The 25,872-nt window shown below is 71.9% G+C and carries 26 protein-coding genes; 15 read left to right on the top strand and 11 right to left on the bottom strand.

Going from position 1 to position 25,872, the window contains the following annotated elements:
• Positions 1 to 6 precede the first annotated feature (6 nt).
• Positions 7 to 939: a hypothetical protein gene (locus JN22_RS21190; protein WP_085555813.1), complete on the bottom strand. Its 933-nt coding sequence runs from the start codon at positions 937 to 939 to the stop codon at positions 7 to 9.
• Between the two features lie 218 nt (positions 940 to 1,157).
• Between JN22_RS21190 and JN22_RS21185 the strand changes: the two genes are divergently transcribed.
• Both JN22_RS21185 and JN22_RS21180 read left to right on the top strand, forming a co-directional pair.
• Positions 1,158 to 2,261, top strand: coding sequence for a Do family serine endopeptidase (locus JN22_RS21185; protein WP_085557277.1), 1,104 nt, complete (start codon positions 1,158 to 1,160; stop codon positions 2,259 to 2,261).
• An 18-nt stretch (positions 2,262 to 2,279) separates the two neighbouring features.
• Complete coding sequence (locus JN22_RS21180; RefSeq protein WP_085555812.1) at positions 2,280 to 3,014, top strand: hypothetical protein; 735 nt, start codon at positions 2,280 to 2,282, stop codon at positions 3,012 to 3,014.
• On the opposite strand, the gene JN22_RS21175 is transcribed toward JN22_RS21180, so the two are convergent.
• Together JN22_RS21175 and JN22_RS21170 are read right to left on the bottom strand one after the other, a co-directional pair.
• Positions 3,011 to 3,280, bottom strand: a complete 270-nt coding sequence (locus JN22_RS21175) for a hypothetical protein (protein WP_223677827.1) — start codon at positions 3,278 to 3,280, stop codon at positions 3,011 to 3,013. The genes JN22_RS21180 and JN22_RS21175 overlap by 4 nt on opposite strands.
• A 138-nt stretch (positions 3,281 to 3,418) precedes the next feature.
• A complete protein-coding gene (locus tag JN22_RS21170) occupies positions 3,419 to 3,652 on the bottom strand; it encodes a hypothetical protein (protein WP_085555811.1) in 234 nt (77 codons plus the stop codon).
• A gap of 324 nt (positions 3,653 to 3,976) precedes the next feature.
• Here JN22_RS21170 and JN22_RS21165 point away from each other — a divergent pair, with 324 nt between their 5' ends.
• Positions 3,977 to 4,336, top strand: a complete 360-nt coding sequence (locus JN22_RS21165) for a hypothetical protein (RefSeq protein WP_085555810.1) — start codon at positions 3,977 to 3,979, stop codon at positions 4,334 to 4,336.
• A gap of 167 nt (positions 4,337 to 4,503) precedes the next feature.
• Positions 4,504 to 4,713 (top strand): hypothetical protein, encoded by a 210-nt coding sequence (locus tag JN22_RS21160; protein ID WP_085555809.1) that lies wholly within the window; start codon positions 4,504 to 4,506, stop codon positions 4,711 to 4,713.
• 24 nt (positions 4,714 to 4,737) lie between these two features.
• Here JN22_RS21160 and mtnA read toward each other — a convergent pair whose 3' ends face one another.
• Positions 4,738 to 5,841, bottom strand: coding sequence for an S-methyl-5-thioribose-1-phosphate isomerase (mtnA, locus tag JN22_RS21155; protein WP_085555808.1), 1,104 nt, complete (start codon positions 5,839 to 5,841; stop codon positions 4,738 to 4,740).
• 166 nt (positions 5,842 to 6,007) lie between these two features.
• Between mtnA and JN22_RS21150 the strand changes: the two genes are divergently transcribed.
• The 5 genes from JN22_RS21150 to JN22_RS21130 all read left to right on the top strand — a co-directional run bounded on the left by JN22_RS21150 (position 6,008) and on the right by JN22_RS21130 (position 11,335).
• Positions 6,008 to 7,630 carry a sensor histidine kinase gene (locus JN22_RS21150; RefSeq protein ID WP_223677826.1) on the top strand — a complete coding sequence of 541 codons (1,623 nt, stop codon included), beginning with the start codon at positions 6,008 to 6,010 and terminating at the stop codon, positions 7,628 to 7,630.
• Between the two features lie 133 nt (positions 7,631 to 7,763).
• Positions 7,764 to 8,774 (top strand): ABC transporter permease, encoded by a 1,011-nt coding sequence (locus JN22_RS21145; protein WP_085555806.1) that lies wholly within the window; start codon positions 7,764 to 7,766, stop codon positions 8,772 to 8,774.
• Positions 8,771 to 9,691, top strand: coding sequence for a nickel transporter permease (gene nikC, locus JN22_RS21140; protein ID WP_085555805.1), 921 nt, complete (start codon positions 8,771 to 8,773; stop codon positions 9,689 to 9,691). The genes JN22_RS21145 and nikC overlap by 4 nt, the downstream gene beginning before the upstream one ends.
• Positions 9,692 to 9,695: 4 nt before the next feature.
• Positions 9,696 to 10,547 (top strand): ABC transporter ATP-binding protein, encoded by an 852-nt coding sequence (locus JN22_RS21135; protein WP_085555804.1) that lies wholly within the window; start codon positions 9,696 to 9,698, stop codon positions 10,545 to 10,547.
• 11 nt (positions 10,548 to 10,558) lie between these two features.
• Entirely contained in the window at positions 10,559 to 11,335 is a 777-nt protein-coding gene (locus tag JN22_RS21130; protein WP_085555803.1) for an ABC transporter ATP-binding protein, read from the top strand.
• 11 nt (positions 11,336 to 11,346) lie between these two features.
• Here the strand turns inward: JN22_RS21130 and JN22_RS21125 are convergent, their stop codons facing one another.
• A complete protein-coding gene (locus tag JN22_RS21125; protein ID WP_085555802.1) occupies positions 11,347 to 12,549 on the bottom strand; it encodes an MFS transporter in 1,203 nt (400 codons plus the stop codon).
• A 102-nt stretch (positions 12,550 to 12,651) separates the two neighbouring features.
• Between JN22_RS21125 and JN22_RS21120 the strand changes: the two genes are divergently transcribed.
• Positions 12,652 to 13,575 (top strand): LysR family transcriptional regulator, encoded by a 924-nt coding sequence (locus JN22_RS21120; RefSeq protein ID WP_085555801.1) that lies wholly within the window; start codon positions 12,652 to 12,654, stop codon positions 13,573 to 13,575.
• Here the strand turns inward: JN22_RS21120 and JN22_RS21115 are convergent.
• Positions 13,544 to 15,394, bottom strand: coding sequence for a GGDEF domain-containing protein (locus JN22_RS21115; RefSeq protein WP_085555800.1), 1,851 nt, complete (start codon positions 15,392 to 15,394; stop codon positions 13,544 to 13,546). The genes JN22_RS21120 and JN22_RS21115 overlap by 32 nt on opposite strands.
• A 600-nt stretch (positions 15,395 to 15,994) precedes the next feature.
• Between JN22_RS21115 and JN22_RS21110 the strand changes: the two genes are divergently transcribed.
• Positions 15,995 to 17,572, top strand: coding sequence for an ATP-binding protein (locus JN22_RS21110; RefSeq protein WP_085555799.1), 1,578 nt, complete (start codon positions 15,995 to 15,997; stop codon positions 17,570 to 17,572).
• Positions 17,573 to 17,588: 16 nt separating this feature from the next.
• On the opposite strand, the gene JN22_RS21105 is transcribed toward JN22_RS21110, so the two are convergent.
• Positions 17,589 to 18,089 carry a GNAT family N-acetyltransferase gene (locus JN22_RS21105; protein WP_085555798.1) on the bottom strand — a complete coding sequence of 167 codons (501 nt, stop codon included), beginning with the start codon at positions 18,087 to 18,089 and terminating at the stop codon, positions 17,589 to 17,591.
• 64 nt (positions 18,090 to 18,153) lie between these two features.
• Here JN22_RS21105 and JN22_RS21100 point away from each other — a divergent pair, with 64 nt between their 5' ends.
• Entirely contained in the window at positions 18,154 to 18,735 is a 582-nt protein-coding gene (locus tag JN22_RS21100) for a helix-turn-helix domain-containing protein (RefSeq protein WP_085555797.1), read from the top strand.
• 7 nt (positions 18,736 to 18,742) lie between these two features.
• On the opposite strand, the gene JN22_RS21095 is transcribed toward JN22_RS21100, so the two are convergent.
• Complete coding sequence (locus tag JN22_RS21095; protein ID WP_085555796.1) at positions 18,743 to 19,261, bottom strand: substrate-binding domain-containing protein; 519 nt, start codon at positions 19,259 to 19,261, stop codon at positions 18,743 to 18,745.
• A 158-nt stretch (positions 19,262 to 19,419) separates the two neighbouring features.
• Here JN22_RS21095 and JN22_RS21090 point away from each other — a divergent pair, with 158 nt between their 5' ends.
• Positions 19,420 to 20,349 carry a LysR substrate-binding domain-containing protein gene (locus JN22_RS21090; RefSeq protein WP_085557275.1) on the top strand — a complete coding sequence of 310 codons (930 nt, stop codon included), beginning with the start codon at positions 19,420 to 19,422 and terminating at the stop codon, positions 20,347 to 20,349.
• A 16-nt stretch (positions 20,350 to 20,365) separates the two neighbouring features.
• On the opposite strand, the gene JN22_RS21085 is transcribed toward JN22_RS21090, so the two are convergent.
• Positions 20,366 to 21,376, bottom strand: coding sequence for a zinc-binding alcohol dehydrogenase family protein (locus tag JN22_RS21085; protein WP_085555795.1), 1,011 nt, complete (start codon positions 21,374 to 21,376; stop codon positions 20,366 to 20,368).
• A 198-nt stretch (positions 21,377 to 21,574) separates the two neighbouring features.
• On the opposite strand from JN22_RS21085, the gene JN22_RS21080 reads away from it, so the two are divergent.
• Both JN22_RS21080 and JN22_RS21075 read left to right on the top strand, forming a co-directional pair.
• On the top strand, positions 21,575 to 21,841 hold the full coding sequence (locus tag JN22_RS21080) for a hypothetical protein (protein WP_085555794.1): 267 nt from the start codon (positions 21,575 to 21,577) through the stop codon (positions 21,839 to 21,841).
• 273 nt (positions 21,842 to 22,114) lie between these two features.
• Positions 22,115 to 23,641: an FAD/NAD(P)-binding protein gene (locus tag JN22_RS21075; protein WP_085557274.1), complete on the top strand. Its 1,527-nt coding sequence runs from the start codon at positions 22,115 to 22,117 to the stop codon at positions 23,639 to 23,641.
• A 51-nt stretch (positions 23,642 to 23,692) separates the two neighbouring features.
• On the opposite strand, the gene JN22_RS21070 is transcribed toward JN22_RS21075, so the two are convergent.
• Together JN22_RS21070 and JN22_RS21065 are read right to left on the bottom strand one after the other, a co-directional pair.
• Positions 23,693 to 24,685 carry a hypothetical protein gene (locus tag JN22_RS21070; protein WP_085555793.1) on the bottom strand — a complete coding sequence of 331 codons (993 nt, stop codon included), beginning with the start codon at positions 24,683 to 24,685 and terminating at the stop codon, positions 23,693 to 23,695.
• Between the two features lie 170 nt (positions 24,686 to 24,855).
• The gene (locus JN22_RS21065; RefSeq protein WP_223677825.1) at positions 24,856 to 25,545 is read right to left on the bottom strand and encodes a response regulator transcription factor; all 690 of its coding nucleotides are present in this window, start codon (positions 25,543 to 25,545) and stop codon (positions 24,856 to 24,858) included.
• Positions 25,546 to 25,872 lie beyond the last annotated feature (327 nt).

Genomic DNA, 25,872 nt, shown 5'->3' with positions numbered 1-25,872 from the left:
CGGCCGTCACGCGAACAGGGCGTCGATGTCGGATTGCGAGATCTGTCCGCCGCCGTCCGACGGCTCCGGCGGAGGGGGTGGCGGAGGCGGCGCCTTCACAGGCGTCTTCGCGGGCGGCGGCGGGGGTGGAGGCGGCGCAGGCGCCGGGGCGGCGAAGGCCGGCTCCGCCCGCTCCAGCACGTCGGGAACGCTGTCGAACAGCGCGTCGATGGCGTCCTGGCTGACCTCCGGCCCGCCGAGCTGCGGCCCGTTCAACAGATGCGCGTCGGGACGGGTGTCGCCGCTCTTGCGGTGCGAGGTGACGCCGTCCCCCGCCCCGCTGGCGGCGAGCCGCTCGACGCCCCAGATCTCGATCATCGTGTTCACGCGCTCCTCGATGTAGCGCAGCGTGTTCACGACCTTGGTGGTCCGCTGACCGGTGATGTCCTGGAAGGAGCAGGCGGTCATCACCTCGATGCACCACGCCTCGATCGCGTCGATCTGCTCGGCCAGATCGGGATCGGTGCGCGGCATCGACATGGTGATTTCCTGAATCTTCTCCGTCGCGTTCAGGATGTCGGTGGTGGCCCGCTCGGTCGCCGCGACGATCTCGTCCAGTTCACCGGTGGCGGCCTCGATGCGGTTCGACCCGGTGTCGGTCGCCTTCAAGGCGGCGATGTCGCTGCGCGCCTCCTGCACCACCTGGGTGATGGCGGTCAGCTCCTGCTGGAAGCGCGAGTCGCCGCCGAAGGCGGACGGCGCCATGGGTGCCGCCCCGCCCAGCCGGTCGACCTGCCGTTCGAGCTGCTCGACCAGGCGCTGGAAATCGTCCGACGCGACGACCCGGCAGCGCCTGTCGCGCATGCGCAGGAAGGCGCGGCCGCGCGCCGACTGCGACAGCGCCTCCTCCATTTGCAGATACTCGTGCTCGGTCAATTCGAGCAGTGACCCGCCGCTCATCACCGTCAACCCGCCCAGCTCAATCCCGGCCGAAGGTCATAGCACCGACCATCGCGAGCCGCCATCATGCCGCGAAATGGTTGACCGGACCTTTCCACGCATCGCGTTTCCGCCCTTCGCAGCGGTGGCGGCGGTCGGTTATGATCGCGGCCAACGGGCTTGAACGGCTTCTGTTTTTCTCCCAGATCAGCCCGGCCCACAACGGAGAGGACACATTCATGAAGGCGGTTGCGCGCGTGGCGGCGGTTGGTGTGGTGGCGGCGCTGGCGGCGGGCGCCCTGTTCGGCCCGGCCTTCGGTCCCGCCGCGACTCCGGCGGTGGCCGCCCTGCCGGCGGGAGCGACCGGCGTCACCACCATCGCCCCGATGCTGGAGCAGGTGACCCCGGCGGTGGTCAACATCGCCGTGCTGTCGCGGGCGCCGCAGGCGGAGAACCCCCTGCTGCGCGACCCCTTCTTCCGCCGCTTCTTCAACATCCCCGACCAGCAGCCGCAGGCCAGGCCCCAGGTCAGCGCCGGGTCGGGGGTGATCGTCGACGCCGCGCGCGGCTACGTCATCACCAACAACCATGTGGTGGAGAACGCGCAGGAGATCGCCGTCACCCTGAAGGACCGCCGCCGCCTGCGCGCCAAGCTGGTCGGGCGCGACGCCGCCACCGACATCGCCCTGCTGAAGATCGAGGCGAAGGGGCTGACCGCCCTGCCGATGGGCGATTCGGACCGGCTGAAGGTCGGCGACTTCGTCGTCGCCATCGGCAACCCGTTCGGGCTGGGGCAGACGGTGACGTCGGGCATCATCTCGGCGCTCGGGCGCAGCGGGCTGAAGATCGAGGGCTACGAGGACTTCATCCAGACCGACGCCTCGATCAACCCCGGCAACTCCGGCGGCGCGCTGGTCAACTTCAACGGCGAGCTGATCGGCATCAACACCGCCATCATCGGCCCGGCCGGCGGCTCGGTCGGCATCGGCTTCGCGGTGCCGGTCGGCATCGTCCGCTCGGTGATCGAGCAATTGGGCGAGTTCGGCGAGGTGCGGCGCGGCCGGCTCGGCGTCGCCATCCAGGATCTGACGCCCGACCTCGCCGAGAGCCTGAACCTGAGCGGCGACGAGGGCGCGCTGATCGCCAAGATCGAATCCGGCTCGCCGGCCGACGGCGCCGGCCTGCGCAGCGGCGACGTGGTGGTCGCGGTGGACGGCCGGCCGGTGCGCAGCGCCACCGACTTCCGCAACCGCATCGGCCTGCTGCGCGTCGGCACGCCGGTGCAGGTGACCGTCGTGCGCAACGGCGGGCAGAGGTCGCTGACCGTCCGCACCGCCAAGTAAGGGGCCCGAGCCGTCTCCATGGCCCGTCCCGGCACTCCCCGCCGCCCAGCCCCGGCGCCCGCGAAAAGCCCGGCCCAGCGCCAGCGCGAGATCGCCACGCTGCTGATGCGCCTCGACGCCATGCTGAAGCAGACGGGCGAGCTGGCGGTGGCGGCGCGCGAGCGGGTGTCGGTCGGCGGGCTGACCCGCTACCGGCGCTTCAGCCGGCGGGTGCGCGACTTCTTCGCGCTGGCGGCGCTGGCCCAGGAGCGGCTCGACGCCGCGCCCGAGGAGCTGGAGGACCTGATTGGTCCGCTGACCACCGCGCTGGAGCGCCTGCACACCCGCATGGTGGTGCTGTTCGTCGAGGGCAGCGCCGCCTTCTTCGCCAGCTTCGCGCGGGTCAAGGCGCTGCCCATCGGCACCCACGAGATGTGCGGGGTGGAACTGCGCGGCGTGCTGGAGATCCGCAAGTTCCTCGACGACCCGCTCTACGAGGGGGAGCGCGGGCTGGCCCTGCGCGCCGAGGCCGACCGCGTCGTGGCGCGGATCCGCTCGGTGATGGACCGCATCCCGCCGCTGCCCGATTTCGGCGAGGAGCCCAGCATCGGGCCGAAGGGCACGGTGAACAGCCCGCTGAAGGGACCGGGGGCGGGGCTACCGCCGGGGCGGCGGACCGGCCGCCCGCAGGCCCTTCCGGTCGAACCGCCGAGGCCGCCGCCGGAGGTCCGGTCGCTCAGCCTCGACCAGTTCGAGGAGGATGGGGAGGATTAGCGCCGGCGCTTGCCGCCATGGTCGTCGGCGGTGAGCGCCCCCACCGCGGCACCCGCCGCACCGCCCAGCAGGCCGCCATAGACGGCGCTGCCGCCGGTGACGGCGCCGATCGCGGCGCCGCCCGCGGCGCCGATGGCGCCGCCGGTCAGGGCGCGGTTCTCGCGATGGTTCAGGTTGGAGCAGCCGGCCAGCGCACCCGCCCCGATCACCAGGGCGACAAGCGCCACCTTCTTCCGGCCCGCCGTCTTCCGCATCGTCTTGATCATGGTCGTCTTCCCTCACGTCGTAGGCGTGGCCGTCCGGGTTTGTCGAACGGCCACGCTTATGATTGGGAAGAGTCGGCTGCGGCTGCTGTGACGATTTCGGGGTAAAGCACCCCTTCGGATGGGGAGGACCCCGGCGCCTCAGCCCTTCTTCAGGCCGGGGTCCTCCCCCTTGGCGTGGCGCTTGCCCTCCGCCTCGGCGCGACGCAGTTCGTCGCCCTCCGGGCCGTCCACCGCCCTGCGGGCGCGGTCGGCGTCACCCTGGACATCGTGGTGGCGGACATGCTCCTCGACGCCGCGCCGGTATTGGGCGTCGGCGGTGCGGTTGCCCTCGCCTTCGTTCTGGGAAGCCGGTTTCGGGGTGTCGGCGATCATGGCGTCCTCCGGTTCTGTGACAGCGATTGCCGCCGGGCCCGCGCCCGGCATTCCGTCAACCGCGCCGCGGCGCCAAAGTTTCCATCACAGCCGCCGCCTTAACCCACACAATGTTTAATGTTTACTAAAGGGCACGCAGACAAACAGCGTCTCCCCGCCGGGTTGCATGGAATGACTGGCATGCATAATATGATTGACGAACGGAATGGAATTATCCTGCGCGGCTCCGGTACAAGTCTTGTGACAATTTTGTAAGAATCGAACGTTTTCGAACGTTTTGGCCCTGCCCAGGCGTGCGGAAAGTCGAGACGCAGGAAGCCAGCCATGTCCTTCTCGCTACGCCCGCCTCCTCTGCTCTCGCCTGCCCCTTGCGGGCCGAGCGAACGGCGCGACCGCAGCCCGCAATCCCCAAGCGCGACCCTCGGCCATGTTCCGTTCTTCGAACGGGATCCGGCGGCCCCGCATCCGGCGGCCAGCCACCGGCCGGCTCCCGTCGCCGTCCTTCCCCTGGCCCAGCCCATCGAGCTGGCGGCGACCGGACTGTGGGTGGTAAAGCGGGGCGGCGCGCTGATCGGCATCGGCGGACGCGACCACTGGTGCAGCCGGGAGGCGCTGGTCGCGGCCGCCGACAAGGCCGGCATTCCCATGTCCGACCTGCCGATCCACACCGGGGCGCTGTTCTGAAAGGCGTGACCTTCCGCGGTACGGCGTAGGCCCCCGACGAAGGAGTTGTTGCGCGGCACACCCCGCTCACTCACTATCATCGGTGCTGGATCAACCTCCGGTGCGAGTCGCGGTTGCCCGCCCCATGAGGGGCCGGAGCACGGCGTCCCACCGACACCGCGCGGGCCATGGAAGACATCGACCGCCAAAGAACGCTGGCGTATTTCGAACGGCTGGGAAAGAAGCGCGTGCGTCTCTACGCCGCCATCGACTGCGAGCGTTTTCTGGGCGGCTGGCAGGTGCGGGAACTGGCCGACCAATGGCTGGCCGCCCAGGAGGCCGAGGACGCCTCCACGCCGCTGTGGCGCCGCCTGGGCCGGCGCCGCACCTCCCCCTGACGCTTCCCTTCACCCCGCTTCCCTTCACCCCCGTTCCGGGAACAGGCCGAGCAGACCGGCGCGGCTCGCCGGGCAGACGCCGCGTTCGGTGATCAGGCCGGTGACGAGGCGGGCCGGCGTCACGTCGAAGCCGAAATTGGCGACCGGGCTGCCGTCGGGCGTCAGGCGGACCGTCTCGATCCGGCCGTCGGCGGTCCGCCCGGTCAGGTCGGTGACCTCGCGGCCGTCGCGCTCCTCGATCGGGATTTCGCGCACGCCGTCGCTCATCCCCCAGTCGATGGTCGGCGAGGGCAGCCCGACATAGAAGGGCACGCCGTTGTCGTGGGCGGCCAGCGCCTTCAGGTAGGTGCCGATCTTGTTGCAGACGTCGCCGGTCGCCGTCGTCCGGTCGGTGCCGACGATGCAGAGATCGACCTTGCCGTGCTGCATCAGATGGCCGCCGACATTGTCGGCGATGATCGTGTGCGGCACGCCGTGGCGGTTCAGTTCCCAGGCGGTCAGGCTGGCGCCCTGGTTACGCGGCCGGGTCTCGTCCACCCAGACATGCAGGGGAATGCCCTCCTCGACGGCCACATAGACCGGGGCCAGCGCGGTGCCCCAATCGACGGTGGCGAGCCAGCCGGCGTTGCAGTGGGTCAGGATGTTGACCGGCCCGCCGCCGCCCTTCCTTTCGAAGGCCGCGCGGATCAGGGCGGCGCCATGGCCGCCGATGGCGCGGTTGATGGCGACGTCCTCGTCGGCGACGGCGGCCGCCTCGCCGGCCGCCGCGGCGGCGCGCTCCGATTCGGGCAGCCCGGCCAGCCGGGCCCGCAGCCGGTCCAGCGCCCAGCGCAGGTTGACCGCCGTCGGCCGGGTCGCCAGCAGGGTGGCGCAGGCGCGCTCCAGACCGGAATCGCTCGGGTCGGCGCGCATCGCCAGGGCGACGCCCCAGGCGGCGGTGGCGCCGATCAGCGGGGCGCCGCGCACCAGCATGGCACGGATGGCGTGCGCCGCGTCCTCCAGGGTCGTCAGCCGGGCAACCGCGAAGTCGTGCGGCAGGCGGGTCTGGTCGATGATCGCGACCGCGCCGTCTTCCGCCCCATCTTCCGTCTGCCAGATGGTCCGGTAAGCCCTGCCGTCGATGCGCATAGAACCCTCCCCCCAAACACCCGATGCCGGAATCGGCACCCCACAATAGGCGGTGGCCGGAGCCGCTTCAACGCGGGTAGCGTCGCCTGGAACAGCCACCCCCGGCCGGTGTTACCGTTTCCGGCCTAAGCCCGAATGGCCGTACCCCTCCATGGTTGTCCAGACGATGCCGCTGCGTGCCCTGCGCTCCCACCCCTCCCCCCTGTACCGGCTGCCCGGCACGGCGCTGGTCCTGATCGCCTGCGTGGCGGCGGTCCTGCTGACGGTCGGCCTGTCCGGCGTGTTCGCGTGGCGCGACCGCAACGAGGCGGTGCGGCAGGCGGCCGGGGTCGCCGGCAATGTCGGGCTGCTGGTGGCGGAGCACACGGCGCGGGTGATCGAGTCGGGCGACCTGCTGCTGACCCAGATCGCGGCGCTGGCCGGCCCGCCCGACCAGCCGCTGCCGGCCGGCGAGGCCGCCCGCGAGCGGCTGTCGATGCTGGTCGAGAGCGCGCCGCATGTGGTGGCGCTGGAGATCCGCGACCCGGCCGGCGCGCCGCTGCTGTCGAGTCTCGCCGGGGGCGCCCCTGAGGAAAATGCGGGCCGGCTCGACCCGGCCGGGCGCGTCATCGCCGACGGCTCCATGAGCGGGCGGCCGGTGCTGCGGTTAACGCGTCCGATCGCCGGCCCCGGCGGGCAGCCGCGCGGCTACGCCGTCGCCGGCATCGACGCCCGGTCGCTGCACGCGGTCTACGGCGCGCTCGACGTCGGCTATGGGCACAGCATCGCGCTGAAGGCCGCCGACGGCGCCACCCTGCTGCGCGAGCCGGAGGGCAAAGGCACCGGCGGCAACCCGGCCAGCGCCGACGACATCGCCGCGACCCGCCCGGTCGGCGACACCGGCCTCAGCGCCGAGGTCACCATCGCCACCGGCAGCGTGCTGAAGCGCTGGCGCGACCAGCTCTGGACCTACGCCGCCTTCGCGCTTGCCGCCTGCGCGACGGTCGGCGGGATCGGCGCGCTCGCCATCGAGCGGGCGCGGCGCGAGCGCGAGGCCGAGGACGCGCTCCAGCACGCCTACGACACGCTGGAGGAGCATGTCCACCAGCGCACCGCCCAGCTGGAAACCGCCAACGCCCGGCTGGAAGGCGCGCTCACCGACAAGGAGGTGCTGCTGAAGGAGGTCCAGCACCGGGTGAAGAACAACCTCCAGGTCATTTGCAGCCTGCTGCGGCTCCAGGCCGCCCGCATCGACGACCGGGCGCGCCGCGGCTTCGACGAGAGCCTGCGCCGCATCCAGACCATGAGCCTGCTGCACGAGCTGCTGCACCGCTCGGCCGAACCGGCGCACCTGAACTTCGCCGACGCGCTGCGGCAGATGTGCGACGGGCTGGTGCGCTCCGACAACCCGACCGCCGCCCGGCTGGAGGTGGAGGCGCAGGACTGGATTCTCGACGCCGACCGCGCCACCCCGCTGGCCATCGCCACCAGCGAGCTGGTGTCCAACGCCCTGCTCCACGCCTTCCCCGACGGCCATCCCGGCACCGTCCGCGTCATCCTGGAGCCGGTGGACGGCCACATGCGCCTGATCGTCCGCGACGACGGCTGCGGCCTGCCCGCCGACATGCCGGCGCCGAGCCGGCGGACGGCGGCCAGCAGCGGCGGCGCCCGCAGCGGGCTGGGGCTCGGGCTGGTCCAGGCGCTGTCCCACCAGGCCGGCGCCACGCTCGCCATCGAGCGGCAGGGCGGCACCATCTTCACCCTGACCATCCCGACCCAGCCGGCGCGGCGGACCAAGCAGGCAGCGTAGGGGCAGGCAGCGTAGGAGCAGGCGGCGTCAGGGGAACGGAAACGGCGAACAGCAGGCTTTGCACGGCGCATGGAGTGTGATTCCCTCTGACCTCCCCCCTGTTCCGTCCGGAACGGTCCGCCCCGGAGCCTCCTTGCGCACGCTGAAACGCTGTCTCGGCCTGATCGCCTCGGTCGCCTTCACCCTGTTCGGCCTGCTGCTGGTCACCTTCCTGATCGGCCGCGTCGTGCCCATCGACCCGGTGCTGGCCGCCATCGGCGACCGCGCCGGCGCCGACGCCTACGCCCGGATGCGGGCCGAGCTGGGGCTGGATCTGCCGCTGTGGCAGCAATTCCTGCGCTACCTCGGCGCGGTGCTCCAGGGCGATCTCGGCGACTCGGTGCTGACCTCCCGCCCGGTGCTGGAGGACGTGCTGCGCGTCTTCCCGGCGACGCTGGAACTGGCGACCGTCGCCGTCCTCATCGGCGCCGCGCTGGGCGTGCCGGCCGGGGTGCTGGCCGCCACCCACCGCGGGCGCTGGCCCGACCACGCCATCCGGCTGCTCGGGCTGGTCGGCCATTCGCTGCCGATCTTCTGGCTCGGGCTGATGGGGCTGCTGCTGTTCTACGCCCGGCTCGACTGGGTGCCGGGGCCGGGCCGGGTCGACATCTTCTACGAGGGCATGGTCGAGGCGCGGACCGGCATCGTCACCATCGACGCGCTGCTGGCCGGCGAGCCCGACATCTTCTGGAACGCGCTGCACCATCTGGTGCTGCCCGCCGCCATCCTCGGGCTCTACAGCGTCGCCTACATCGCGCGGATGACGCGCAGCTTCATGCTCGACCAGCTCCGCCAGGAATACATCGTCACCGCCCGCGTGAAGGGCCTGTCGGAGGCCCGCGTCGTCTGGCGCCACGCGCTGGGCAACATCGCGGTGCCGCTGATCACCGTCATCGCCCTGTCCTACGCCGGTCTGCTGGAGGGGTCGGTGCTGACCGAGACGGTGTTCGCCTGGCCGGGGCTGGGACTCTACATCACCAACTCGCTGCTCAGCGCCGACATGAACGCGGTGCTGGGCGGGACGCTGGTCGTCGGCACCGTCTTCATCGGGCTGAACCTGCTGTCCGACCTGCTCTACCGTCTGCTCGATCCGAGGGCACGATGAACGGGCGCGCGATGAGCGGCGGATCGACATGGCGCGCGTGGCTGTCCACCGACACGCCGCAGTCGCGCATGCAGGCCCGGCTGGGGCGGGCGTGGTCCGGCTGGCTGACCTTCCGGCGCAACCGGCTGGCGATGGCCGGGCTGCTGATCGTGCTGGGGCTGGTCGTCGTCGCGGCACTCGCCCCGCTGCTGGCGCCCTATCATCCCTACGAGCAGGATCTCGCCAACCGGCTGCAACCGCCGGGCGCCCCGCATTGGCTGGGCACCGACAGCTTCGGGCGCGACATCCTGTCCCGGCTGATCCATGGCGCGCGGCTGACGCTGATGATCGTGGCGCTGGTGGCCGCGACGGCGCCGGCGGTCGGGCTGCTGATCGGCACGGTCGCCGGTTATCTCGGCGGCTGGGTCGACGCGGTGCTGATGCGGGTCACCGACATCTTCCTGGCCTTCCCCAAGCTGATCCTGGCGCTGGCCTTCGTCGCGGCGCTCGGCCCCGGCATCGAGAACGCGGTGATCGCCATCGCCATCACCTCCTGGCCGCCCTACGCCCGCATCGCGCGGGCCGAGACGCTGACCATCCGCCGCGCCGACTTCATCAGCGCCGCCCGGTTGCAGGGGGCGTCGAGCGCGCGCATCATCCTCGGCCACATTGTGCCGCTCTGCGTCGCCTCGCTGATCGTGCGGGTGACGCTGGACATGGCCGGCGTCATCCTGACCGCCGCCGGGCTGGGCTTCCTCGGGCTCGGCGCGCAGCCGCCGCTGCCGGAATGGGGCGCCATGATCGCCGCCGGCCGGCAGAACGTGCTGGAGCAATGGTGGGTCGCCGCCATGCCCGGCCTCGCCATCTTCGTCGTCAGCCTGGGCTTCAACCTGTTGGGCGACGGCCTGCGCGACGTGCTCGACCCGAAAGGCGACTGAGGCGATGAGCGACTCTCCCCTGCTGGAGGTGTCGAACCTCCGCGTCTCCTTCCCCACCCGCCAGGGCGTGACCGAGGCGGTGCGGGGCGTCTCCTTCACCGTCGGGCGGGAAAAGCTCGGCATCGTCGGCGAATCGGGGTCGGGCAAGTCGATGACCGGCCGCTCGGTCCTGCGGCTCGTGCCGGCGCCCGGCGTGGTCGGCGCCGACCGGCTGGCCTTCCGGGGCGAGGATCTGCTGGGCGCGTCGGACAAGCGGCTGCGCGCCATCCGCGGCCGGCGCATCGCCATGGTGATGCAGGACCCGAAATTCTCGCTGAACCCGGTGATGACGGTCGGCCGGCAGATCGCCGAGGCCTACCGCGTCCACAGCGACGCCGGCCCGGCCGAGGCGAGGCGCCGCGCCCTGGAGATGCTGGAGGCCGTGCGCATCCGCGACCCGGAGCGGGTCTACGGCCGCTACCCGCACGAGGTGTCGGGCGGCATGGGCCAGCGCATCATGATCGCCACGATGCTGATCCCCGAGCCCGAGCTGCTGATCGCCGACGAGCCGACCTCGGCGCTCGACGTCACCGTGCAGATGCAGGTGCTGGCGATCCTCGACGATCTGTGCGGGCGGCGCGGCATGGGCATGATCTTCATCAGCCACGATTTGAACCTCGTGGCCTCCTTCTGCGACCGCATTCTCATCATGTACGCCGGCCGGGTGGTCGAGAGCTGCCGGGCGTCGGAGCTGCACAACGCGACGCATCCCTACACGCGCGGCCTCCTCGACAGCCTGCCACGGCTCGACGACCCGCGCGCCGAGCTGCCGGTGCTGACCCGCGACCCGGCCTGGCTGACGGAGGACGGCCAATGACGGAACAAGGGATGATCGGGATCGAGAACCTCCGGGTCGCCTTCGGGCAGGGCGCGGATTCGGTCGTCGCGGTGGACGGCGTCTCGCTGTCGGTGCGGGACGGCGAGAGCTTCGGCCTCGTCGGCGAGTCGGGCTCCGGCAAATCCACCGTGCTGCGCGCGGTCAGCGGGCTGAACCACGACTGGAGCGGCCGGGTGGCGGTCGCCGGGATGGAACAGTCGCGCAAGCGCGCCAAGGGCTTCTTCAAGACCTGCCAGATGGTGTTCCAGGACCCCTACGGGTCGCTGCACCCGCGCCATCCGGTGGACCGCATCCTCGCCGAGCCGATCGCCATCCACGGGCTGGGCGACGCCGACGGGCGGATCGACCGGGTGCTGCGCGAGGTCGGGCTGGGGCCGTCCTTCCGCTTCCGCTACCCGCACCAGCTCTCCGGCGGCCAGCGCCAGCGCGTCGCCATCGCCCGCGCCCTGGTGCTGGAGCCGCGCCTGCTGCTGCTCGACGAGCCGACCTCGGCGCTCGACGTCTCGGTGCAGGCGGAGATCCTGAACCTGCTGCGCCGCCTGCGCGCCGAGCGCGGGCTGACCCTGGTGCTGGTCAGCCACAACCTCGCCGTCGTCGCCAACCTGTGCGACCGGCTGGCGGTGATGAACCGTGGCCGGATCGTCGAGGAGATGACCGTGGAGGATCTGCGCCGGGGCGAGGCGGCGCAGCCCTACACCCGCCAGCTCCTGCGCGCCAGCCAGGGCTACGACCGCGCGGCGGCGGAGAGCTTCCGCGACTTCGCCTGACGGGCTGCGGGTCACGCGCGTCGCTCCGTGACCGTCACCAGCGCCGACAGCAGGGCCGCCGCCGCCCCGGCCAGGAAGACCGCCGGGTAGCCCCAGCTCCCGACCAGCGCCCCGGCGACCGGGGCGGCGAAGGCGATGGACAGGTCGAAGAAGGCGACGAAGGCGGCCAGCGCCACGCCACGGTTGTGCGGCGGCACGCGCTTGACCGCCTCCACCCCCAGCGACGGCAGCACCAGCGAGAAGCCGAGCCCGGTCACCGCCGCCCCCGCCACCGCGCCCCACGGCGAGCCGGCACCCCAGACCATCGCCTGCCCGACCGCCTCGACCAGCAGCGACACCGCCGCGACCCGGCGCCCGCCCAGCCGGTCAGGCAGGCCGCCGGCCACCAGCCGCAGCGCGATGTAGCAACCGCCAAAGGCCGTCAACGCGAAGCCGGCGCCGTCCCAGCCGCGCGCGGCGAACAGCAGCGGCGCGAAGGAGGCCAGCACCGCGAAGCCGACCGTCCCGAGAGCGAGCCCCAGCCCCGGCCGCAGCACCCGGCCGATCACCGCGGTGAAGGGCATGCGCACGCCGCCCGGCACCGGCACCGCCGGCACGCCGGCGGCCACCGCCAGCCCGGCCAGCGGGGCGAGGGCCGCCGCCAGCGCCAGCGCCGCGAAGCCGCCGGCCTCCAGGATCGCCAGCCCGGCCGGCGCCCCGACGGCGATGGCGCTGTACATGGCGATGCCGTTCCACGACATCACCTTGCCGGCGTTGTGCGGGCCGGCGACGGCGATCGCCCAGGACAGCGCCCCGGTCATGAACAGGCTCTCGCCGAAGCCGAGCACGACCCGGCCGCAGAGGATCGCGGCCAGCGCCCCGCCGCTGTCCGGCGCCAGCAGCGACAGGCCATAGCAGACCCCGGCCAGCGCCGAGGCCGCCAGCCCGGTGAGCACCGCGCGCTTCGGCCCGCGCGTGTCGGACAGGATGCCGGCGTGGCGGCGGGTCAGAACGGTCGCCACCGATTGCAGACCGACCACCGCGCCGACCAGCACGGCGCCATAGCCAAGCGCGCCGTGGACGTGCAGCGGCAGCACCGACAGCGGCAGGCCGATGGCGAGGAAGCCGAGGAAGACGGTCAGGACGAAGGGGAGAAGCCGGGGCAGGACGGGCGCCCCGGCGGGCAGGGCGGCGGGCGGGACGGTGGGACTGGGCGGCGCGAGCGTGTCGCTCATCGAACTCTCACTCCAGGAATGGATCACGCCCCATCCTTTGCCCCGTCCAGCCATGATTTACAGTGCAACGATCCGAACTTATAAGTGCAAGAAACGCAATCCATGGAGGGACCGCCAATGGACCTCGGCCTGCTGCTCGCGCTTGACGCCCTGCTGACCGAGGGCAGCGTCACCAAGGCGGCCGAGCGGATGAATCTCAGCCCGCCGGCGATGAGCCGCACCCTGGCCCGCATCCGCGAGGCGGTCGGCGACCCGATCCTGGTGCGCGCCGGGCGCGGCATGGTCCCGACCCCGCGCGCCGAGGCGATGCGCGAGCGCGTCCGTTCCCTGGTGGCGGAGGCGCAGACCCTGCTGCGCCCCGACCATGTCGACCTGCCGGCGCTGGAGCGGCGCTTCACCGTGCGCTCCGGTTCCGCCGGCTTTCTCGCGGCGCCGCTGCTCGCCGAGTTGCGGGCGCGGGCGCCGCGCGTCGCGTTGCGCTTCGTCGGCGAGGGGAGCGAGACGGTGGACGCGCTGCGCGACAACCACATCGACCTCGACATCGGTGTCATCGGTCCGATGGGGCCGGAGGTGCGGGTGCAGACCCTCTACCGCGAGCGCTTCGTCGGGGTGGTCCGTGCCGGCCACCCGCTGCTGGCCGGGCCGGTCACGGCGGAACGCTTCGCCGCCTGCGGCCATGCCGGCGCCTCGCGCCGCGGCAAGGAGCGCGGGCCGGTCGACGAGGCGCTGGCGGCGCTCGGGCTGGAACGCCGTGTCGATCTGGTGACGCCGGACGTGCCGGCCGCGCTGTCCGCCGCCGTGCAGTCCGACCTCGTCGCCACCGTGCCGCAGGGCGCGGCGCGGCACGCGATGGCACTGGGGATGCCGGTGACTTTCTTCGCCCTGCCGGTGGAGACGCCGTTGGTCGCCGTGGCGCAGGCGTGGCACCCGCGCCAGGACGGCGACCCGGCTCACCGTTTCCTGCGCGAGACGGTCCTCGCCGTCGCCCGCCGCCTCAGCGCGGAGCCGGGTCCGCCGGCAGCCTGACGACGCACAGCTTGTCGGCGGCACCCTTGGCGTGGGCCTTGTTGTCGGCGATGGCCGCGTTGACGGCGTCCGGCGTCAACCCATGCGGGCCGGGACGCAGGACCACCACCACGCCGCTGGCCGACAGCAGCGGAAAGCTGCGCAGGGCGCCGTAGCGGTCCTTGGCCAGGAAGCCGCCGGCCTCGCGGGTCTGCGCGTCGTAGAGGCTTTCCGCGTCGGAGCGGAACCGCGCCACCAGATCGGCGAGCCGGGCCAGCACCTCGGCCTCGTCGCCGCCGCTGACGCCCAGGAAGAAGTCGTCGCCGCCGATGTGCCCGGCAAAGCAGTCGCCCGCATCGGCCGGGGAGGCGGCGGCGGCCCAGGCCTTCATCCGCTCGCTGAACATCAGGATGGCGCGGTCGCCCTGGCGGAAGCCGAAATTGTCGTTGAACGGCTTGAAGTTGTCGAAATCCAGATAGGCCAGCACATGGCCGCGCGACGGGTCGGCCAGGGCGCCCTCGATGTGGCGGACGATGGCGGCGTTGCCGGGCAGCCGGGTCAGAGGGTTCTGGTCGGTCGCCATGGCGAGGTTGCGCTCGTGCACCAGCCGCAGCAGGGCACCGCTGGACAGCACCCCGGCGTAGGCGCCGCCCTCGACGATGATGATGCCGTCGCTGGCCGACTCGGCCGAGAAGGCTTCGATCACCTGGTCGAGCGGGGTCGAGATGTCGCAGACCGGCGTCTTGATCACCAGATCATCCAGCCGATCGCCCAGGCCGCGGTTGCGCAGCAGCTCGCCGCCGAAACGGGAATAGACGAAGCGCTTCAGGTCGCGCTCGCGGATCAGGCCGAGCGGGCGGTCGTGCTCGTCGACGATGGGCGCGATGGAGGCGCTGCCGTCACCCTTGAAATAGTCGAGCAGCTCGGTCTTGCGCGACTCGACGCGCAGCGGCGGCAGCCGTTCGATGACCTCGGACAGCCGGCGGTGTGCCTCGCTGGGCTGGCGGCGGTCGCGCCGGTTCAGCTCCTCGACGATGCCGTAGCGGGTGGAGACGCCCGCGATGTCGGCGCTCGGGCGGGCGATCAGGAAGCCCTGCGCGAAGTCGCAGCCGAGGTCGCGGCAGACGTAGAACTCGCCGGCCGTCTCGATCCCCTCGGCGACGATCTGGATGCCGAGCGCGTGGGCGTGGCCGACCACCGCCCCGACCAGCGCCCGCTTGCGCGCGTCGCGGTCGATGCCGTGGATGAAGTAGTGGTCGAGCTTCACATAGTCCGGCCGCGCCTCGAACAGCAGGCGCAGGCCGGCGTGGCCGACGCCGAAATCGTCGATGGCGATGGCGAGCCCGCCGCGCCGGTAGAGGTCGACGGCGGTTTCCACCGCGACCTCGGCCGGGATCGGGCGCCGTTCGGAAATCTCCAGCGTGATGCCGCTGTGCCGCCGCCCGCCCGGCTCATGGGCCAGCCAGGGCGAGCCGGGCCGGCCGACCAGACGGGCGTCGAGGTTGAGGAACAGCTTGGCCTCGGCCCAGCCGGCCAGCCCGCGGTAAGCGGCGACCGCCTTGGCGTGCAGCGCGGTCTCCACCTCGGCCAGCGCGCCCGCCGCGTCGGCGGCGTCGAGCAGCTCCGCCGCGTCGGCGAAGGGCGTGCGGTCGAAGCCGCGCAGCAGCGCCTCATAGCCGTGGCAGCGCCCGCTGCGCAGCTGGACGATGGGCTGGAAGGCGTAGCCCAGGGCGGCGACCGCCGCCGGCCAGTCGAAGCGGGGCTTGGATGACGAGTCGGCCGAACCGCCCGGCCCCGCCGGACGCCCGTTCTTCGCCGCATCCATGGAAAGCAAGGTCATCGCAAGACCGCCACCCGCTCGTGTCGTGCGTGCGCGTCACGCGCCGGAACCACAGGTTCAGCGAACATTCGTATCAAATGATCTTTGCAATTTCGTGACTCCCGCGCTGGGTTTTTCACCAGCATCATTGCAGGCGAGCGTCCATCCGAAGGAGCCAGCAAGGATTGACGAAGGATGGGAAAGCACGCCGAAAAGTGGAAGTTCCGTTGCCCAACCGCCCACTCGCCTCTATGCGTCTGGAGTGTGGAAACCGGGCGGCGGACTGGCCACCGCCCGCGTTCCACTGACAAGGGAGAGCGAGGATGAGCAAGATCCTCAAACTCCTGGTCCTCATCGTGCAGCTGATCAAGGAAATCCTCGATCTGATGCCGTAAGGACCGGACCTGGGGGCGCGGTCGCAAGCTGCGCCCCCTTGGTCCCCACAGGATATGGGACAGATCCCACGCCGCGCAAGCGCCGCCCGCCCCCTTCCTCGCTCTCCGGTGGCAACAGAGGCGGGCAAAAGGCAGACCCGCGAATCGCATCCTCGTATCGGCGGGGCCGGCTGCGCTATAGGAGGGCGCTTCACCGGGTGGTTCGGGTCTGCGGGAGGCGAGCGGTATGAAGGTCGGCATCGACATGGGGCGGACGAACGCGGGCGGGGCCGCGACGCTCGACCTGGAGGAGCTGCTGGCGACCCGCCTGCTGGTGCAGGGCAATTCCGGCTCCGGCAAGTCGCACCTGCTGCGCCGCCTGATCGAGCAGAGCGCCCAGTGGGTCCAGCAGGCGATCATCGACCCCGAGGGCGACTTCGTCACGCTGGCCGAGCGCTTCGGCCATGTCGTGGTCGAGGCCGACGAGCACAGCGAGGCCGCCTTGCAGGCCGTCGCCGCCCGCGTGCGCCAGCACCGCGTCTCCGTCGTCCTGAACCTGGAGGGGCTGGATTCCGAGATGCAGATGCGGGCCGCCGCCGCCTTCCTGGGCGGGCTGTTCGACGCCGACCGCGACTGCTGGTACCCGATGCTGGTGGTGGTGGACGAGGCGCAGCTCTTCGCCCCCTCGGCGGCCGGCGAGGTGTCGGACGAGGCGCGCAAGGTCTCGCTCGGCGCCATGACCAACCTGATGTGCCGGGGCCGCAAGCGCGGGCTGGCCGGGGTGATCGCCACCCAGCGCCTCGCCAAGCTGGCGAAGAACGTCGCGGCGGAGGCCTCCAACTTCCTGATGGGCCGCACCTTCCTCGACATCGACATGGCGCGCGCCGCCGACCTGCTGGGCATGGAACGCCGGCAGGCCGAGATGTTCCGCGACCTGGAGCGCGGCCATTTCATCGCGCTCGGCCCCGCCCTGTCGCGGCGTCCGCTGCCGCTGCGCATCGGCACCGTCGAGACCCAGGGCCGCACCGGCAGCCCGACCCTGATCCCGCCGCCCGCCACCCCGACCGAGAACGCGCGCGACCTGATCTTCACCGCCACCGACGACGAGCCGGCCCGCTACCCGGTGCGCCGCCCCTCGACCTCGGCCAGCGCCGACCTGATGGCGCAGCTCGCGCGCGGCCGGGCCGCCGCTCCGCCGCCCGCCGCCGTGGAGGAGGAAACCCCGCTGCCGCTGCCCGAACCGGAGGAGACGGCCGAGCAGGCGGCCGAGCGCGAGGCCCGGTACGAGGAGGTGCTGCGCGAGGTGCTGGCCGATCCGGAAGCGCCCTACCGCCCGATCGCCGTGCTGTACCAGGATTTCCTGGTGCGCTGCCGGGGACGCGGGGTGGACGGCGACCGTCTGGCCCTGCCTGCCTTCCGCCGCAAGCTGACCGCCGCGCGCGCCGGGGCGGCGGACGGCGCGGGCGACGATCCCGCCTGGGGCCGGGCGCTGGCCGTCGCCGCCACCCTGACCGAGGACATCCAGCCGGTCTTCCTGCTGCTGGCCCGCGCCGCGCTCGACCACACGCCCTGCCCGTCCGACGCCGAGGTGGCGCGGGCCTGCGGCAGCCGATCGAAGGGGCGCGGGCGCCGGCTGCTGACCTACATGGAGCAGCGCGGTTTCATCGCGACGCGCAGCGGGCTGGGCAACACCCGCGCCATCGGCCTGCCGGCGCTGGGCTGGGAAACCGCGCTGGGCGATCCCAACGCCGATCCCCACGCCAACTCCAATGGAGGCGACGCGACCGGCGGCCCGTCCGAAGGCGACCTGTTCGCCGCCGGCTGAATTCCGGCCGACCTTGTCACGCCCCCAGCGTCCGCTGCATGAACACGAGGTCGAGCCAGCGGTCGAACTTCCGCCCGACCTGCCGCAGCCGCCCGGTCTCGACGAAGCCGAAGGCGGCGTGCAGGCAGATCGACGCCTCGTTCCCCGCCTCGATTCCGGCGACCATCACATGCTTGCCCTGGCGCGCCGCCTCGTCCAGCAGGGCGCCCAGCAGCGTCCGGCCAAGGCCGCGCCCGCGCTGCCCGGCGGCGATGTAGATCGAGTTCTCGACGCTGTGCCGATAGCCCTCCCAGGGCCGGAAATCACCGAAGGAGGCGAAACCGAGAACCGCGCCACCTCCTTCGGCGACGAGGACGGGAAAGTTCTTCGAGCGCCGTTCCTCCAGCCAGGCCCGGCGCGTCTCCAGGGTGGCGGGCGTCAGGCTCCACACGGCGGTGGTGTTGAGGATGGCGTCGTTGGTGATGGCGAGGATGGTCGGGAGATCGGCCTCTTCGGCGGGACGGATGCGGATGCTCATGATGCGGACTTCCGGAAACGGGGAAGGGATGGCGTTCGCCCCATGAATCCACTATAGTGGATGAATGTCCACTGAATTTGACGAACTCGAACGGCGTCTGGCGGAGCGGATCCGGATCGAGCGGGAAAGGCGCGGCTGGTCGCTCGCCGACCTGTCCACACGGTCGGGGGTCTCGCGCGCCATGATCAGCAAGATCGAGCGGGAGGAGAGCAGCCCGACGGCCGCCCTGCTCGGCCGCCTCTCCGCCGCGTTCGGCGTCACCCTGTCGCAACTGCTGGCCAGCGCCGAAGGGGGCGGGGGGCAACTCGCGCGGCTGGCGGAGCAGGAGCGTTGGATCGACCCGGCGACCGGCTTCCAGCGGCGCGCCCTGACCCCGCCGGCTCCCGGCGGCGGACCGCTGGAACTGGTCTGGGGCGACCTGCCGGCGGGGGCCGAGGTCGCCTATCCGGCGGCGGCCTACCGCATGATCGGCGACCAGCAGATCCTGGTCGTCGAAGGGACGCTGCACTTCCATCAGGGAACGGCGCTCTACGCGATGGCCGCCGGGGACTGCCTGCGGCTGGGGCCGCCCGAGGACTGCGTCTTCGCCAACCCCGGCCCCGGCCCCTGCCGCTACGTCGTCGCCATCGTCCGGCGCGACCCGTGACGGGCGCTCAGCTTCCCGTGGTCGGGTCGCTCACCGGCTTGCCCGGCACGCCCCAGCTTCCGACGAAGTCCCGCACGCCCGGCACGGCGCCGAGATGGGCGTCCTTCACATAGAGGAACCGCTTCGGCCCCAGGTCGTACTCGCTGAAGGTGATGCCCTTGGCGCGGCAGCGCTTGATCTCCGCCGCCGTCGCCGGACGGTCCGCCGCCACCATGTCGGGATGCTCCAGCCCGACCCCGGCGCAGAAGGCGCGGAAACCCGCTGCCGTGCCGCCCGCCACCAACCGGGGCCGCGTGTCCGGCCCGCCGCCGAACTTCGCCGCCGCGTCCTGGACCGGGCCGCGCAGGGCCGGGCTGCCGACGATCCAGATGCCGCGCTCCTCCGGCGGCGGGCGCGGGGCCGGGGGCGGAGTCAGCGCGGCGGTCTGGCGCGGGCTCTCGACGCCGGGAAACTGACAGCCGGCCAGCAGGGCGGCGGCGGCCAGAGCGGAGGCGAGGAACAGTCTGTGGGTCACGCTGTGGGTCATGGTGGAACCTCCCGAACCGATGTGCCGGTGCTTGTCTTGGGGAGCGTGACGCTCCCTGTCGATACCGTAACGTCCACCAACACCGGTCGGACCGCTCGCCATCCATGCGAACTCCGGATAGACTGCCCATTATCAATTCAGGCATGGAATGGTTGACGATGCCGCTTCCCGATCTCGACATCGACGCGCTGCGGGCCTTCGTGACGGTGGCCGAGGCCGGCGGCTTCACGGCGGCGGCCGACCGGCTGGGCCGCACCCAGTCGGCGGTCAGCGTCAAGATCAAGAAGCTTGAGGACATGCTGGGCCGCCGGGTCTTCGACCGCACCAGCCGCTCGCTCGCCATCACCCATGACGGGGAGCTGCTGCTGGGCTACGCCCGCCGGATGCTGGAGCTGAACGACGAAACGGTGCGCCGCTTCACCGAACCGGCGGCGGAGGGCGAACTCCGGCTGGGCGTCGCCGAATATTTCCTGTCGGACCATCTGCCGCGCGTGCTGCGCCAGTTCACCAAAATCCACCCGCGCCTGCACATCGACGTGCGCGTCGGGCTGTGCGGCGATCTGGTCGAGGGGCTGGAGTCCGGCGACCTCGACCTCGTGATCTCGCGCCGCGACGCCGGCGAGACGCGCGGCCGGGCGATCTGGCGGGAACCGCTGCGGTGGGTCGCCGCCCCGACGCTGGAGCTGTCCCCCGACGCGCCGCTGCCCTTCTGCGCCCTGCCGGCGCCCTGCGTCTTCCGCAACCGTGGGCTGGCGGCGCTCGGCGAGGCCGGGCGGCCCTGGCGGGTGGTCTACACCAGCGCCAGCGTCATGGGGGTGCAGGCCGCCGTCCGCGCCGGGCTGGGGGTGGCGGTGCTGAGCGAATCCTCGGTGCCCGAGGACGCACGCCGGCTCGGCCCCGAGGATGGCCTGCCCGAACTGGGCGAGGTCGAGATGGCCATCTTCGGCGAGACCCCCCGCAACCGCCGGCTGGCCGAACCGCTGGTCGGCTTCATCACCGACAGCCTGTCGGCGATGAAACTGCCCCGCTCCTCCCAGGGCCCTTCCCAGGGCCCGACGCTGGTCGTGTCGTCCCAGGAAGCAGCCTGAGCGCGGATCTCCGGGCTCAGAAGCCGGCGAGGACGATCTTGCCGCGCGCCGTGCCGCTCTCGATCAGCGCGTGCGCCCGGCGCAGGGTCGCCGCGTCGATCCGGCCGAGCGTCTCGGTCAGCGTCGTGCGCAGCGTCCCGTCATCGACCAGCCGCGACACCTCGGCCAGCAGCGCGCGCTGCTCGGCGATGTCGGCGGTCTGGAACAGCGAGCGGGTGAACATCAGCTCCCAATGCAGCGAAACACTCTTGCGCTTCAGCAGCCGGACGTCGATGGGGGCCGGGTCGTCGATCAGGCCGATGCGGCCCTGCGGCGCCACGATCTCGACCAGGGCGGGGAAATGCCGGTCGGTCGCGTTGGTCGAGAAGACCGCCTCGACGCCGCTCAAGCCCAGGGCGCGGATCTGCTCGGGCATCGAGCCGTTGTGGTCGATCACGTCGTGCGCGCCCAGCCCGCGCACCCAGGCCGCCGTCTCCGGACGCGACGCGGTGGCGATGACGCGGATGCCGGTCAGTTTTCGCGCGAGCTGGATCGCCATCGAGCCGACGCCGCCGGCCCCGCCGACGATCAGCAGCGACCGCCCCGCCTCGCCGCCGCGCACCAGACCCAGCCGGTCGAACAGCATTTCCCAGGCGGTGATGGCGGTCAGCGGCAGGGCGGCGGCCTCGGCGAAGCCCAGGCTCTTCGGCTTCGGGCCGACGATGCGCTCGTCGACCAGATGGAACTCGCTGTTGGTGCCGGGCCGGTCGATGGCGCCGGCGTAGAACACCGTGTCGCCCGGCCGGAAGCCGGTGACCTCCGGCCCGACCGCCTCGATCGTGCCGGCGGCGTCGAAGCCGAGCACCCGCAGGGCACCGTCGGCGGGGGCGACGCCGCCGCGCAGCTTGACGTCCACCGGATTGACCGACACCGCCTCCACCCGCACCAGCAAGTCGCGGCCGGTCGGGGTCGGCGTGTCGATAACGGTGTCGATCAGGGAATCGGCCTCGGCGATGGGCAGGGGCCGGTGGTATCCGATGGCCTTCATGGAACGGAACCTTCCTTCTGTTGAACGGGACGTGCCGATCCGCAGGATGGACCGCTCCGCCGGATATCGGAAATTCATAGTTCTTGTTTCATCGATCCGATTCAGCGATCGATCCGTTCGGGAAGAGGCGTGGAATAAGCGGGGCGGCGGACGTGTTGTCTCCTGCATGGCGCTTCCGCCCTTTCAAGGTCCACGACCATGAGCACCGTCCGCGTCGCCCTCCTGTCCTCCCTGCTGCTGTCCCTGACCGGCTGCGTCGCCTACGATCCCTACGCGGCCTATCCCGCCTACCCGACCTACAGCGCGCCGGTCGTGGTCGCTCCGCCGCTGTACGCGCCGCCGCCGACCGTGGTCTTCCGCGGCCATTACGGCTATGGCGGCCCCGGATACGGCCGCGGCTACGGCTATGGACACCGGCATGGCTGGGGCGGACCGCACGGAGGCCACGGCGGACGCTGGCGCTGACGCTCCGCCCGACGCTCGGGGCGCCATAAATCTACAAACCTACAAGACTGTGCGGAAACAATTCCGCACAGCATCTTGCGTTTTCCGTCCGGACGCTCCACAGTTGGCGCGCGCTCCACGCCTGTGGTAAAGATCCGCTTAACAAGCGGAACGAGCAGACACGCGGCCGACGCGCCCCTCTCGACGCCAGCGGGACGCCAACGGCCGGTCTTTTTCCCGAACCCTCTTGGCCAAGCCTTTGGCCAAACCCTCGTGGAAGGACGGATGACCGTGATGCCTGCACAGCCCCACCGTGCCCATCCCCTCGCAGCGCCAGCCGAACGCAGCATCGCGATCATCGGCGCCGGCTTCACCGGCAGCGTTCTGGCCGCCCATCTGCTGCGCAACGCCGAAGCGCCGACCGCCGTCCATCTGATCGAGTGCGGCGGCTGCCACGGCACCGGCCTCGCCTATTCGACCTCCAACAGCACGCACCTGTTGAACGTGCGCGCCTACAACATGAGCGCCTACCCCGACGACCCGCGCCATTTCCTGCGCTGGCTGTGGAGCCGCGAGGGCGACGGCCATGTCCCGCCGAGCGGGCACGCCTTCGTCTCGCGCGCGCTGTACGGCGCCTACATCAAGGACGTGCTGGCCGAGGCCGAGGCGAACGCCTCCCCCCAGGCCCGGCTGCGCCTGATCCGCGGCGAGGCGGTGGATCTGCGGCCCGACGGCGGGCGCGTCCATGTCCAGCTCGGCGACGGCCGCCGGCTGACGGTCGACGACGCGGTGCTGTGCATCGGCAATTTCCCGCCCTCGCCACCGTTCCTCGAATCGGAGACCGCCGGCGCCGCCTTCGCGTCGGAGCGCTTCATCGGCGACCCCTGGGATCTCGGCGCCATCGCCCGCATCGACCGCGACGCCCCGGTGGTCATCCTGGGCACCGGCCTGACCATGGTCGACACGGTGTCGACCCTGCTCGACCAGGAGCATCGCGGACCGATCACCGCGGTGTCGCGCCGCGGCCTGCTGCCGCACCGCCACCAGGAGGCGCGGCCCTACAAGTCCTTCCTCCACCCCGACGTGCTGCCGAGCACCGTGCTCGACGTGCTGATCGCGCTGAAGGGCGACGCCCGGCGCGCCGAGGCGGCCGGTTTCGACTGGCGCGCGGCCTTCGACGCGCTGCGCCCGCACCATCACCGCATCTGGGCGCATCTGCCGATGGAGGAGCGCCGCCGCTTCCTGCGGCACGCCCGCCCCTTCTGGGAGGTCCACCGCCACCGCATGGCGCCGGAGGTGGCCGACCGCATCGACGCCGCGCGGGCCGACGGCCGCCTGCGCATCCTGGCCGGCCGCCTGCGCGACGTCGCGCTGACCGACGACCAACAGGGTCTGAACATCCAGGTGGCGGCGCGCGGCGGCGAGACGCCGCACCATCTGCCGGCGGCGGCGCTGATCAACGCCACCGGCACCAACTGCGATTACGGCCGAATCCGCCACCCGCTGGTGCGGGCGCTGCTCGACCATGGGCTGGCGCGGCCGGATCCGCTGCGTCTGGGGCTCGACGTGACGATGGACGGGGCGGTGATCGGCGCCGACGGGCAGGCCGTCCCGCGGCTCTTCGCGCTCGGGCCGGTCAGCAAGGCGCCCTTCTGGGAAATGACGGCGGTGCCGGAACTGCGCAGCCAATGCGCCCAGGCGGCCGAACGGCTGCTGGGTCTGGGCGGCGGCGCGCTCGCCGGGCCGATGGCCACGGTCACGCCGGCGGCGCCGGGGGGCTGGACCAACGTTGCGCCGGGTCTGAACGCCCGGTCCGACTGAGGCCCGGAAGCGCCCAACCCCGCCCGTCCAGCCCGCCGCCCGGCCCGCCGCTCAATCCCGCTGGACGGCTCCGGCGATGTTGCGCAGGACAATGACGGTGCGGTCGTCGTCCTGCGTCGCGCCGTCGCGCAGCAGGACGGCCGCCGCCAGGGTTGGATCGACGTCGTGCAGGCCGCGCTCGATGAACAGGACCGGCAGGCGGGCGCAGCCGTCGCTGTGCAGGACGACATGGTCGCCCGGTTGCCACAGCAGATGCACGCTGGCCGGCATTTGGGGGTTGTAGCCCACCATCGCCCAGCGCGCCGCCAGCGAGGTGACATGGTGCCGCCGCACCACCGCGCCGGCCACCGTGCCGAGCGCGGTGTAATCCACCGAATCGGCGTCGAACCGCAGGACCGCCGCCGTCACGTCCGCGCCCTCGCCGGCGTCCCGCCGGATGGCGCCGATCACCATCTGCGGCGACAGGCCGGGCGCCGTCGCGGCGACCACCGCCTCGGCGCGGCGGGCCAGGGCGCCGGCCCCTTCCGCGCCGTCCACCAGCAGGGCGACCCCGCTGCCAGTTCCATCCGCGCCAGCCGTGCTGCGCAGGACCCAGCCATCGGCGCAGGCCGCGGCACCCGGCTTCGGCAGCATCGCGACCCCGGCGATGGCCGGAGCGCCGACGGCCGGCTCGTCGGAGCAGCCCGGCCGCAGCACCCGCGCCAGAATGGTCAGGCCGACGCCGGGCGTGGCGTGGGCGGCGAAACGGTCGGCGCGCGCGCGGGCCAGCGTCACGCCGTCGCTGTCGGGGGAGGCGTCCGCCCCGGTGTCGCGGTCGCAGGCGAGGCATTCCACCCCCTCCCGCCGGCCCCAACGGCGCAGCAGCAGCATCCCGCCGGACCGCGCCAGGACATGGCCGGCCAGCGCGCCGACCACGGCGTCGAGACGTTCCGCCTCCGCCGCCGACAGCACGTTCTCGGCCAGCGCCGCGGCGAGATCCCGCGCCGCCACGGCATCAGCGGCCGAGGCGACGTCGATTCGATGATGGCAATGGTCGGGCAGCATCGAAAGAACGCTCCTGGAGACGCGGCGTGGGTCAACGGGAAGGGAGTGTACGTCCACCCGCCGTCCGAACCCAAGCGATAGCCGGCTCCCGGATGCGGCAAAGCCGCAGGCGGCCTGATGTCCTTCCCGCCCGCCCGGCCGGAAACGCCGGGCGCGGGAAGGGCCGCAACTCAGGGGGCACCCATCTCGACCATGGCGGCCATCGACGGCAGGCTGGACGGAACCGGCCAGGGAAGGTTGCGGGCGCGCAGCATCTCCGCCGCCTCCCAGAGCCGCCCCAGCCCGACGATCGACCGGCAGCCGGTCTTCTCCATGATGCGGGCGCGGTGGACCTCGACGGTCTTGATGCTGATGCCGAGCTCCCAGGCGATGGTCTTGCTCTGCTTGCCCTCGACGATCAGGCGCAGCACCTCGGACTCCCGGCGGCTCAGCAGGCCCAGCCGGCGCGAGGCGTCGCGGCCGCGGTCGCGCTGCTGGGCCTGCGGGTTCTCGCTGGCGAGGCAGGCGCGCACCCGCTCCAGGAAGGTGCCCGTGGTGAAGGGGTGGGCGAGGCAGTCGAGGGCGCCGGCCTTCATCGCGCCGACCGCCGCCTCGACGTCGCCCTGGTCGGTGACGACCAGCACCGGCAGGTCGTGGCCCTGCAAGGCGGCTTCGGCCATCAGTTCCCGCGCGGTCATGTCGGGCAGGCTGCTGCGGATGACCAGGCAGGCGGAGGCGGTGCCCAGCACCGTCAGCGCGTCGGCGCCCGTGCTGTGGACCCGGCAGGCGATGCCGGCGGCACCCAGCGCCCGCGCCAGGGTGCTGCGGGTCGGGAGATCGCCGTCGACGATGTGAACGAGGCAAGCGGTTTGCGTGAGCATCAGAACGGCCCTCCACCACACAAGGGGCATCCGGCGCGGGGCCGGGTTGAGGTCTTGGTGGTTCTCCGGTTCATCGAACCACCGTCATGCCCACAGTCTAGTGGCGTTGCCCGTGTCTTGGCTTCCTGAAGGAGGGATAGCGCGGGTGGCAAATGGGATATCGGGGATAATATCCGTGAGGGTGGTGATCCAAGATCCTCGTTCGATAGTACGCGCGTCACGAAACGGCCAAGTCACCACCCGACGGCCAACCAAACTGTTCCTGCATCCTTAACGAAATACGAAGAAAAGACCAGAAGATAAATGGTGGTTATCAAGGGAGAAGGT

It is taken from the genome of Azospirillum agricola, from assembly GCF_020005195.1.
In the GTDB taxonomy this organism is placed as follows: domain Bacteria; phylum Pseudomonadota; class Alphaproteobacteria; order Azospirillales; family Azospirillaceae; genus Azospirillum; species Azospirillum agricola.
Note: the sequence above shows the minus strand (reverse complement) of the source record. Positions and strands in the feature narration are given on the sequence as shown.

Excerpts from the sequence above, each read along its gene's own strand:
- JN22_RS21095 (WP_085555796.1), bottom strand. The coding sequence starts at position 19,261 with ATGACCCACAGCGTGACCCACAGACTGTTCCTCGCCTCCGCTCTGGCC.
- nikC (WP_085555805.1), top strand. The coding sequence starts at position 8,771 with ATGAACGGGCGCGCGATGAGCGGCGGATCGACATGGCGCGCGTGGCTG.
- JN22_RS21120 (WP_085555801.1), top strand. The coding sequence starts at position 12,652 with ATGGAGGGACCGCCAATGGACCTCGGCCTGCTGCTCGCGCTTGACGCC.
- JN22_RS21165 (WP_085555810.1), top strand. The coding sequence starts at position 3,977 with ATGTCCTTCTCGCTACGCCCGCCTCCTCTGCTCTCGCCTGCCCCTTGC.
- JN22_RS21190 (WP_085555813.1), bottom strand. The coding sequence starts at position 939 with ATGAGCGGCGGGTCACTGCTCGAATTGACCGAGCACGAGTATCTGCAA.
- JN22_RS21100 (WP_085555797.1), top strand. The coding sequence starts at position 18,154 with ATGTCCACTGAATTTGACGAACTCGAACGGCGTCTGGCGGAGCGGATC.
- JN22_RS21180 (WP_085555812.1), top strand. The coding sequence starts at position 2,280 with ATGGCCCGTCCCGGCACTCCCCGCCGCCCAGCCCCGGCGCCCGCGAAA.
- JN22_RS21080 (WP_085555794.1), top strand. The coding sequence starts at position 21,575 with ATGAGCACCGTCCGCGTCGCCCTCCTGTCCTCCCTGCTGCTGTCCCTG.
- JN22_RS21085 (WP_085555795.1), bottom strand. The coding sequence starts at position 21,376 with ATGAAGGCCATCGGATACCACCGGCCCCTGCCCATCGCCGAGGCCGAT.
- JN22_RS21075 (WP_085557274.1), top strand. The coding sequence starts at position 22,115 with ATGCCTGCACAGCCCCACCGTGCCCATCCCCTCGCAGCGCCAGCCGAA.
- JN22_RS21135 (WP_085555804.1), top strand. The coding sequence starts at position 9,696 with ATGAGCGACTCTCCCCTGCTGGAGGTGTCGAACCTCCGCGTCTCCTTC.
- JN22_RS21125 (WP_085555802.1), bottom strand. The coding sequence starts at position 12,549 with ATGAGCGACACGCTCGCGCCGCCCAGTCCCACCGTCCCGCCCGCCGCC.
- JN22_RS21170 (WP_085555811.1), bottom strand. The coding sequence starts at position 3,652 with ATGATCGCCGACACCCCGAAACCGGCTTCCCAGAACGAAGGCGAGGGC.
- JN22_RS21105 (WP_085555798.1), bottom strand. The coding sequence starts at position 18,089 with ATGAGCATCCGCATCCGTCCCGCCGAAGAGGCCGATCTCCCGACCATC.
- JN22_RS21115 (WP_085555800.1), bottom strand. The coding sequence starts at position 15,394 with ATGACCTTGCTTTCCATGGATGCGGCGAAGAACGGGCGTCCGGCGGGG.
- JN22_RS21160 (WP_085555809.1), top strand. The coding sequence starts at position 4,504 with ATGGAAGACATCGACCGCCAAAGAACGCTGGCGTATTTCGAACGGCTG.
- mtnA (WP_085555808.1), bottom strand. The coding sequence starts at position 5,841 with ATGCGCATCGACGGCAGGGCTTACCGGACCATCTGGCAGACGGAAGAT.
- JN22_RS21065 (WP_223677825.1), bottom strand. The coding sequence starts at position 25,545 with ATGCTCACGCAAACCGCTTGCCTCGTTCACATCGTCGACGGCGATCTC.
- JN22_RS21110 (WP_085555799.1), top strand. The coding sequence starts at position 15,995 with ATGAAGGTCGGCATCGACATGGGGCGGACGAACGCGGGCGGGGCCGCG.
- JN22_RS21090 (WP_085557275.1), top strand. The coding sequence starts at position 19,420 with ATGCCGCTTCCCGATCTCGACATCGACGCGCTGCGGGCCTTCGTGACG.
- JN22_RS21185 (WP_085557277.1), top strand. The coding sequence starts at position 1,158 with ATGAAGGCGGTTGCGCGCGTGGCGGCGGTTGGTGTGGTGGCGGCGCTG.
- JN22_RS21070 (WP_085555793.1), bottom strand. The coding sequence starts at position 24,685 with ATGCTGCCCGACCATTGCCATCATCGAATCGACGTCGCCTCGGCCGCT.
- JN22_RS21150 (WP_223677826.1), top strand. The coding sequence starts at position 6,008 with ATGCCGCTGCGTGCCCTGCGCTCCCACCCCTCCCCCCTGTACCGGCTG.
- JN22_RS21175 (WP_223677827.1), bottom strand. The coding sequence starts at position 3,280 with ATGATCAAGACGATGCGGAAGACGGCGGGCCGGAAGAAGGTGGCGCTT.
- JN22_RS21130 (WP_085555803.1), top strand. The coding sequence starts at position 10,559 with ATGATCGGGATCGAGAACCTCCGGGTCGCCTTCGGGCAGGGCGCGGAT.